The following is a 9,252-nucleotide window of genomic DNA, read 5'->3' on the forward strand; positions in this document are numbered from 1 at the left end:
GCCGGGAATGCGGACCGCCACCGTCGCGTGCTCGCCCAGCTGGGCGATGGTGAGCGCGGCCGCGGTGGTGCGCCACTGCGCGACGCCGCCGATGCCGTCCACCCGGATCTCCACGTGCGGCGGCCGCACCGCCAGCCGCTCCATGTCGCCGCCGACCGACACCCGCAACTCGGCCTCACGCACGTCACCGGCGAAGTCCACGGCGGTCACATCGACACTCAGCGGCGCCGCCGCGGTGACCGTGCACGAGGTCGGCGACAGCCCGTCCTCGACCGGCATGCGGAACTCGCTCGCGTAGACGACCTCCAGCCCCTCGGCCAGGAACAGCGAGTGCCGCAGGTCGGAGCCCAACGGCCCGCTGACGACGATGTCGTACCTGCCGAGCAGGCCGGGCTCGGCCCCGTCGAACGGATCGAGTTCGGTGACCTCGTCACCGGACACCCATTCCTCGTCGGTCAGCCAGTCCACGGTGCCCGCGCGCCGGGTGCGGACCCGCCAGGTGGTCGGCTCGCTGGTCGCGGGCAGCGCCACCGACGGCCGCTCGCCGTAGACGGTCAGACCGTTGCGGGTCGTCACACCCTCGACCGGTGCGCCCAGCTCCAGCCGGGCCGCCGCGCCCGCGCGCACCTGCCGGACCGGGCCGAGGGCCTTGCCACGCCGCCAGCGCACGCCGACGGCCTCGGTCAGGTCGTAGACCCGCGCCCGCCACTCGCTCCAGCCGACCGGCGTCTGCTCGTCGATCGGGTCAAGCTGCTCCTGGAGCGCGCTGTCGAGCAGGACGGTGTCGTGCGGGCAGATGGCGACGACCGGCCCGCGCGGCAGCGCCAGATGCCGCGACAGCGGGCGGCCCGCCTCGTCGAACAGCAGCAGCGGATCGTCCTTGTCCACCAACGGCAGTCGCACCTGGTCGGCCAGCGACTCGTGGGCGAGGACGACATGGCGCACCGGTCGCGGCACCGGCACCGGCGTCGCGGGCTGGGCCTGCCCTTCGACGGTGCCCCAGGCGCGTTCGGCGTAGACGGTCTGCGCGGCGCCGTCGAAGGACACCCGCCACGGGCTCTCCGGCGCGACCGCCGGATACGGCACCTCCACCACGACCTGCTGGTCCAGCGGCGAGTAGGCGATGACCGGATTCCTGGTGCGCGCGACCGCGGCGGGCTGTTTCGGCCCGGAGCCGAGCGGGCGCTGCGAGAGCCGGTCGATGAGGGCGTCGAGCAGCAGGTTCGGCAGGCCGGTGGTGGCGGTGTCCAGGTCGAGGTCGTTGGCGGCCTCGGGATGCTCGGCGAAATACTCGGCGAAGTCGATGATGCGGTCCACGATGTCGACCGCGACCTCCCCGCCCAGGCGCAGGAAATTGCGCACCGGCACGTCGAGCCGGTTGAGCCGGTACCCCATGCCCGGCTCGGTGAGCCATTCGAACACCGCCGCGCCGTTGGGCTCGCGCCCGGCCGCGATGTGCTCGTCGATCACGTCGACCAGATCGTCCAGACAGTGCACCGGAATGCCCGCGTGTACCGCCATCGCCTGCACGTATTGTCCTTCCAATTCCGGGAAACGCCGAAGTCCGAATTTGCCGAGCAGCGGATCCAGTTCCTCGCGGAGCACTTTCTCGAAGTCGAGATCGCGCTCGAGGTCGAGTTCCTCCCAGAAACTGTCCCAATATCTGTTGCGGTCGTAGTACATGCCCGCGTGACCGATCAGGGTGGTCAGCGCGAGCGCCGGGAACTTGCGGATCAGCCGCTCGGGCCCGAGCGCGCGCCGGTACTTGCGGACCATCTGCGCGAACAGCTCCGCCGACCGCGCGATCTCGTCGGCATCGAGATTGAGCTCGACGAACAACGACACCCGCCGAAGCTCCTCGGCACGGGTCAGCTCCATGTCCCGCGCCTGTTGCACCAGGAACGACTCCGCCATCGCCGGATCCCCTTACCTCCACCGCGCCGAGCCCGCATTCGTTCTACTCGGAACGCCGCACATCTTCGCATCACCGCCCGCCGGGCTCGCAGCGACCGGGTGTGTCGCACGCCCCATTCATGTTCCGACCCGGTGTGTTGCCCGCGCGTCGCGCCATCGCACCGCGGCACCCGCGGCCACCGCTGGCCCATTAGGCTCTGTGCACCGGTGTCCGAGCGGGAAGGTGACGTGGTGCGGGAGTGGTTGGAGCGCCGAATCCGCGAGTTGCTGGTGGCGAGTCCCGGAATGTCGGCGCGCGAGCTGGCCGCAGCCATCGATCGGCCCGGCGTGACCAAGACAGAGATCAACAAGGTGCTGCACGCCCGGCAGGAGAAGTTCGTCAAGACCGATGACACCCCGCCCCGGTGGTCGGTGCGCACCGCAACCGGCGAGCAGCCGCCCGCGTCACCACCGCAGGCCCCGGCCGCGCCGGTGGCCGCTCCCCCGCCCCTCGGCCTGTGGCAGCGGCAGGCGCTGGTGGCCTGGGGCGAACACGGGCACCGCGGCGTCGTGGTGGCCGTCGACGGCGCGGGCAAGACCGGACTGGGTGTGGCGGCCGCCGCCGAAGCGCTCGACGCCGGACATCCGGTCCTGATCGTCGTCCCCGACGCCGACGATCAGCGGCGCTGGACTGCCGCCCTGCGTGCCGGCATGCCTGCCCGCGACATCGTCGCCCCCGGCCGGGGCACGGCCACCCACGGCGAGATCACCGTGGTCACCGGGCACGCCGCCATCCAGGACCGCATGTTCGACAAGCGCGCCGACGACCAGCCCACCGCCCTGATCGTCGACGACGTGCACGCCTACAGCGCGGGCGCCTACGCCAAGGCCCTGCTCCCCCGCTTCGCCTGGCGACTCGGCCTGACCTGCGGGCTGACCCGTCCCGACGACCTGGTCGACACGGTGGTGCTGCCCTACTTCGAGCACACCCTTCCCGGCTGCGACTACCTGCACGCCGTCCAGGCCTGCCTGCTGCCCCGCATCAACCTCGCCCATCTCCCGCTGGCTCTCACCGACCGCGAACGCGCGAATCTGGAGGCCGCCGAGGACCGCGCCGAACAGGCCCTCGACACCCTGGTCGGCACCTACGGCGCCCCCGGCGATCCCGCGGGGGCCGCCGAATTCGCCCGCGCCGCCCTGCACACCAGGGGGCGGGCCGGTGTCTTCGCCAAGCGCTACCTCGACGCGATCGCCAAACGCGACGACATCCTCGGCAGCTGCGCCGCCAAGATCACCCTGCTGCAGGCGCTCCCCGTCGATGTGCTGCGCCGCACCCGCGCCTGCTATTTCACCGACACGGCCGCCGCCGCCAACCGCGCCGTGCAACTCCTCGGCCGCGGCGGCTATCGCATCACCCGTGTCGGTGAATCCCTCGCCCCCGCCGACCGCGCCGACATCGCCCGCAGACTCGGCGAGGGCGACCTCGACGCCGTCGTCGAACGCCGCGCCCTCGACACCACTGTGCCGCTGCCCGCCACCGGAGCGGGCATCTTCCTCGCCTGCGACCTGTCCGCACCCGAACTGGCCCAACGCCTGAGCCGCGTCATCCGCCCCGGCGGTGACCATCTGCCCGTCGTGGTGCTCGCCTACGCGGAGGGCACCGTCGAGGACCCCCGCCGCGTCGGCCCGCACCTGCGCCAATTGGCCCAGATCGCCGAGGAATTCGTGGTCACCGACGCCCGCGGTCTCGACGGCCTGCTCCGCCGCTGGATTCCCGGCACCGAGCCCCGCCCCACCGCGGCCGGCCGCGAGGCGGACCCCGTAGCTGTGGCGGCGACGGTCGCCGCCGCACCCGAGGCCGCCCGGGCGATCCCGGTCGACCCCGCTCCCGAGCCCACGGCGTCGCGCGCCCCCGCACCGAACCCCGTGCCCGCGGCACTTCCCCCCGAACCGACCGAGCAGGAGGCCGACCCCGTGACCGCGGAACTCACCGCCGCCCTGCGCGCCGAGGGCGGTATCGCGACCGCCGACGAACTCGGCGACCTCATCGGCCGCACCGATCCCCGCGAGATGTTCGCCGCCGTGACCGCCGCCGCGGGCTCCGGCGCGCTCGAGTTCCACGAGACCGAGCCCGGCTCCGAAGAACTCGTCCTGCTCTCCGCCGACTGCGGCGGCACCACCGAACAGCGCCGTGCCGCCGTCGCACGAATCGCCGAGTGGGCCGTCCGCTCCGAGGACCCGCTCGACGAATTCCACCGAGTCCTGGGCGATCTCAACCCGGTCCGCGTTCCCGCGCATCGGCTGGTCGGCATCGCCGCCTTCCTGCGCGGCACCACCCCGGCCGGCCTGCTCTGAGCCACCGACCCCGCCGCGGGCGGTGCGGGGTCAGTCCATCGCCCTGGCGAGCGGCAGGGCGAGTGCGAATGCCGCCACGGCCCGATCGGTGATCTCGGCCTGCCCCAGCATCCGCAGCGCCCGCCGCAGCACCTCCTTGCGATCGCGCCAGCCGATATCGGCGCCCACCTCGGCCACCATCTCGGCCAGTTCCCGCACCGGCACCTGTTCCACGGCCCGAGGCCCGAGCGTCCGCCACCGGGTCAACGGCTGGTCCGGCATCCGATAGGCGCACAACGCCGGATCACCGAGCCCGAGGGGATCGTCGACGAGCAGCTCGCCGCGCTCGACCGCCGCGCCGAGCAGGTGCTCCAGCGTCGTGGCAGGCTCCTCGTCAGCGCGCGGCGCGCCTGCCCGCGCGTAGACCGCGAGCAGACGGGCCCCCGACACCGGCCCCTCCACATCCACGATGCGCAGCAGGTCTTTGGCCAGCCGCCCGGTCGAGGCCGTCTCCGCCGTCGTCAGCGGCTCGGTGAAGGCCCGATAGGGCGCCACCGCCCGCGGCTGCGCCTCGCCCGGTTTCTCGGCGCCGAGTTCGCCCGCCGCACCGGCGCTGTGCGCCACCTCTGCCGAGGCCACCGCACCCCCCGGCTCGGGCGGAACCACCTGTGGCGCGGCGACGACGGTCTCCGGTGTCGGCGCGGACGGGGCTGCCGTCGAATCCGGCGCGACCGGTACGCCTCCACAGCCCTGCGCTCCCGCCCCGGACCGCTCGAAAAGCACTCCCTTATCCAATATTTCGGTTTCGTCGAGCAGCACGGGCCGCCCGAGCCTCGTGGTCGGCAGCGCATCCCCGGCCTGCTCGTACCGCCCGCGCTGCCCGGCTTCTTCTCCCCGCCCCACGGCCGCCTGCTCCACCGCGGGCTCTGCCGCGACGGGCTTCAGCCCGAGCGCCTCGAAGGTCGCCCACAGCGGTTCCAGCGCCCCCTCCTGATCACGCAGGAACTGCGACTGCCTGATCCGCACGAACGGCCACCCGCACCGTTGCAGATCGCGCTGCCGCGCGAGGTCGGCCTCGTAGGCCTGCGGCCCGTCCCACCGGTCCCCGTCGCATTGCACCGCCACCCTGGCGTGATCACCGGTGACCACCATGTCGATCTCGTAGCCGGTGGCGTCGTAATGCGGGGTCACCCGGTATCCGCGGGCCACGATCCGGTTGAACACCTGCTGCTCGAACAGCGAATCGAAGGGCGGGACGACATGCTCGGAGCTCACCGGCTCCGGCAGGCCCGACTGCTGCTCGGCCTCCCGCTGCCAGCCCTCCAGGCAGTACTCCAGCAGCCGGTACCGCATGTCCTCGTGATTGCGCAGGTCGTCGAGGGTCAGCGAGTGGAACAGCCACAGCTGGTCACGTGCCCGCGAAACCGCGACGTTGTAGCGCTGCTCGGCCTCCGCGCTGGTCTGCGCCACCAGCCGCGAGTCCTCGCCCTTGGACTTGACCATGGACAGGAAGATCACGTCCCGTTCGGCGCCCTGGAAGTCGGCCGCGTCGCCGCAGCGCAACTGCCGCCGGTCGAGGTCCTCGGGCTGGAACCGCGCCATCAGCAGATCCCAGATCAGCTTGGCCTGGGCGGTCCCGAGCAGCGAGATCACGCCGAAAGTCTTGCCGTCGTAGGCGGGATCGCGCATGCACTCGCCGATCTGGTCCACGATCCGCTCGGCCTCGGCCCGGTTGACGATCTTGCTGGTGCCGGTGCTCACCCCGTCGGCGACGTGCACGGTGCGGATCGGGGGGAGCCGGTCGGCGCCGAACAGCCGCACCGGGATCAGCCGGACGTTGTGCCGCTCGTAGGCGATCTTGTTGCAGAAGCCGATGATCTCCGGCACGCACCGCCGGTGTTCGACCAGCGTCAACCGCGTCGGGAAGCGCATCGTGGCCTCGTCGAACAGGCTGCGCTTGGCGTCCTGCCAGGTGGCGCGGTACGTGTCGTCGGCCAGGTATTGCCCGGCCAGCGATTCCAGCTCCTTCTGGTCCACGCCGACCGCGGACGGCGAGACCTGCTTGTCGTCGCCGATCACCACGATGCGCGGCGCGAGATATTGCAGGAACACCGATTCCAGCCCCGCCTGCGAGGCCTCGTCGACCACCACAACGTCGAACATGTCCTGCTGGATGTCGAGCTGCTCGATCACCCGGTAGATCGGCATGATCCACACCGGCACCGCCGAACGGCAGCGCGCCAGCGTCTGTTTGATGTCGGCGCGCCGACGTCCGGCGTGGATGCCGGTGCCCTTGCCGAGCTTGCGCACCAGCTGGACGTATTGCAGCAGGTCCGCCCGCGAGGAGGGGGTGAGCCTGCCCGGCCCGACCGCCCGGTCCCAGGCCCGGGTCACTGCCAGCCGGGTCGCTTCCGCCCGCAGCCCGTCCTCGATCGAATCCAGTTCCCGGAACAGCTCGTTGACCTGTTCGTCGGCCCGCTCGCCGAGCCAGCGCCCCACCGCCGCCCAGCCCCACGCGGCGGGCAGGCTCTCCAGCCGCGCCACCCAGCCGGGGTCCTCGACCGTGGCGAGCACGGCATCACGCAACGCGGGCGCGGCGGCCATGCGCGCGGTGAACTCCTCGCGCCGCGCCCGCCGCGCCCGCAGGTCCACCAGTTCGGCCAGCCGCGCGCGGGCGGCGCCGTAGGCGGGCACGTCGCCGCGCTCGACCGCCGCCCGCAGTTCGTGGACGGTGACGGTGGCCTGCGGCGCGTTGCTCCACGAGGTCAGTTTGGTGAGCAGCTGCCCGAGCGGCGCCTGCGCGGCGCGCAGCTCGTCCAGCGCCCGCACCGCGTCGAAGGCCTCCACCATCCGGTGCACCGAGCCGGGATCGGCCCAGTCCGGCTCCGGCAGTCCGTGCCTGCGCAACCGCTCGCCCGACTCCCGCAGCCGCAGCCCGAAAGCGAGCACCACCCGCAGCCGCTCCAGGCGGTCGCGATGCCGGGCGATCCGCGCGCCCGGCGCGCCCATGGCCGGTTCGGCGATGCCGTGCCAGAGCCCGTCGAGTTGGTTGAGCAGCCGTCCGGCCCGCTCGAAATTGCGGAAGGTCTCCAGCTGTTCAGCGGTCGTCGGGATGCGCCCGTCGACGCGGACCTGCTCGAACAGCGGCTTGGCGTCCTTGATCACCTTGGGGGTGGTCAGGCCCATCTTCGGCGAGCCGTCGGCCTGGATCTTGAGCTCGCCCTTCCTGGTCAGATGCGCCTGCACCGCCTCGGCCAGCGACACCAGCGGCGCCAGATCGGTACTGTTGACGGTGACATCGCTGATCCCCAGCGCGGCCACCGCGGCGTCGGCGTGCGAGAGGAACTCCGCGCTCTGATCCGCCCGCGCCTGCCACTCCAGCGGCCTGCCCGCGCGCACCGCGAAAAGCGCGTCACCGACCCAGCTCTCGCGCGGGTCGATCAGGTCCGCGGCCGCGCGATCCTGCTCCTGCACCAGCGCGCACAGCTCCGCCCGCACGGGCGGTGGCAACGGCTGGATGCGGCGCACCAGCTCGGTCCGCCCGATCTCCTGGTAACCGTGGCACTTCTCGGTCGCCGCCGTCTGCCTGGCCAGCCACTGGGCGATCTGCTCCGGGGGCGGCAACTCGGCGGGACCGATGAGGTTCGGCGCGGCCACCTCGGGATCGTCCAGCGCCCGATCCAGCAGCAGCTCCCGCCACCGCACGGCTTCCGCCGCTGTCAGTGGCGGCGCCTGCTCCGGGCCCGGCAACACCAGCCCGTCGATCCACTCCAGCCGGGCCCGGTCGGCGCGGGGCCTGCCGCCGATCGCCGTCAATGTCCCCCGATAGCCGGCGATGTCGAACTCCCTGACCTCCGACTCCCGGGCCTCCCGCAACCGCCGCCGCACCTCGGCCCTGGTCCGGCGCAGATCCTCGATCCGCCGCTGCGCCGCCGAGATCCGCCGCGCCGACCGCTGCGGGTCGTGCTCGTCGGCCGCGTCGGAGATCCGCGCGACCGCCACCTCGAGATCGGCGAACGAATCCCGCGAGGTGCCGACCACCGACACCGACAGCGGCTTGATCTCCTCCGGCAGCTTGCCGCGCACCTCCTCGAGGGCGCGATCGGTGTGCGCGGTGACCAGCACCCGCTTGCCCTGCGCCAGCAGATGGGTGATCAGCGCCGCCGCCGTGTGCGTCTTGCCGGTGCCGGGCGGGCCCTGCACGATCGTGTGCGCGCTGGTGTCCACGTGGTCGAGGATGCGCAGCTGCACGTCGTTGAGCGGCATCGGCAGGAAGCAGTCACGGCCGTCGCGTACCACCGCGCCCTCGTCGCTCGGCGCGGTCCGGGTGGGCACATGGTCGGGGTCGACCAGATTGCGCAGGCCCTCCGGCACCGTCCCCTGGGCGCGAATGCGCTCCGCGATCGAGTTCAGCACCCGGACCAGCCCGCGCGTGCCGCGCGGCCGCAGGATGATCGCGGGCGCGTAGGCGCCGATCGGCTCCCGCCGCGGCTGCTCCGGCGCGAGCTGATCCAGATAGTCCGCCTCCGGCGCGACACCGTTGATCACCCGCCGCACCAGGCCGCCCACCGCGTCCCGATCGAAGGGGTAGACGCTCTCCCGCCGCGCGAAGCTCTCCGCGTCCCGGACCATCCCCGGATTGCTGAGCTGACTGTTCTCCAGGAAGTCCATCAGCTCGACGCTCACCCCCGAGCCGTCCGCGTCGGCCACCACCGACAGCTGGCCCGAGGTCGCGTCGAAGTCCACCTTCACCGGCACCGTCAGCACGTGCCTGCGCACCGTCGCCCCGTGCGGCGGTCGCCAGCTCAGGCACCCCAACCCCAGCACCGCCTCGGTGGTCTCCGAGGCCGCGCTCAACCGCGTGTGGATCTCGTACAGCTCCCGATACAGCCGATGCGCCAGCTGATCCCGCCGTGCCTTCGCCGCCCACGGCCGCCCCCGCACCAGCCACCCCGCGAACGCCTCGAGCACCACCGGGTGATCCTCCACCCCCACCACGCCCGCGGGCCCCTTCCCCGACACCCG

Annotated in this window: 2 protein-coding genes and 1 pseudogene; 1 reads left to right on the top strand and 2 read right to left on the bottom strand. The window is 72.5% G+C overall.

Translation table 11 applies throughout. The features are described from left to right. Positions 1 to 1,914: pseudogene (locus QH283_RS06385) on the bottom strand (hypothetical protein); the annotation flags it as partial. A gap of 207 nt (positions 1,915 to 2,121) precedes the next feature. Between QH283_RS06385 and QH283_RS06390 the strand changes: the two are divergent. Further along, positions 2,122 to 4,248 carry a DEAD/DEAH box helicase family protein gene (locus QH283_RS06390; protein WP_280502089.1) on the top strand — a complete coding sequence of 709 codons (2,127 nt, stop codon included), beginning with the start codon at positions 2,122 to 2,124 and terminating at the stop codon, positions 4,246 to 4,248. 30 nt (positions 4,249 to 4,278) lie between these two features. On the opposite strand, the gene QH283_RS06395 is transcribed toward QH283_RS06390, so the two are convergent. Next, a complete protein-coding gene (locus QH283_RS06395; RefSeq protein ID WP_280502090.1) occupies positions 4,279 to 9,225 on the bottom strand; it encodes an AAA domain-containing protein in 4,947 nt (1,648 codons plus the stop codon). Positions 9,226 to 9,252 lie beyond the last annotated feature (27 nt).

This window comes from Nocardia farcinica, from assembly GCF_029867845.1.
GTDB classification, from domain to species: domain Bacteria; phylum Actinomycetota; class Actinomycetes; order Mycobacteriales; family Mycobacteriaceae; genus Nocardia; species Nocardia farcinica_A.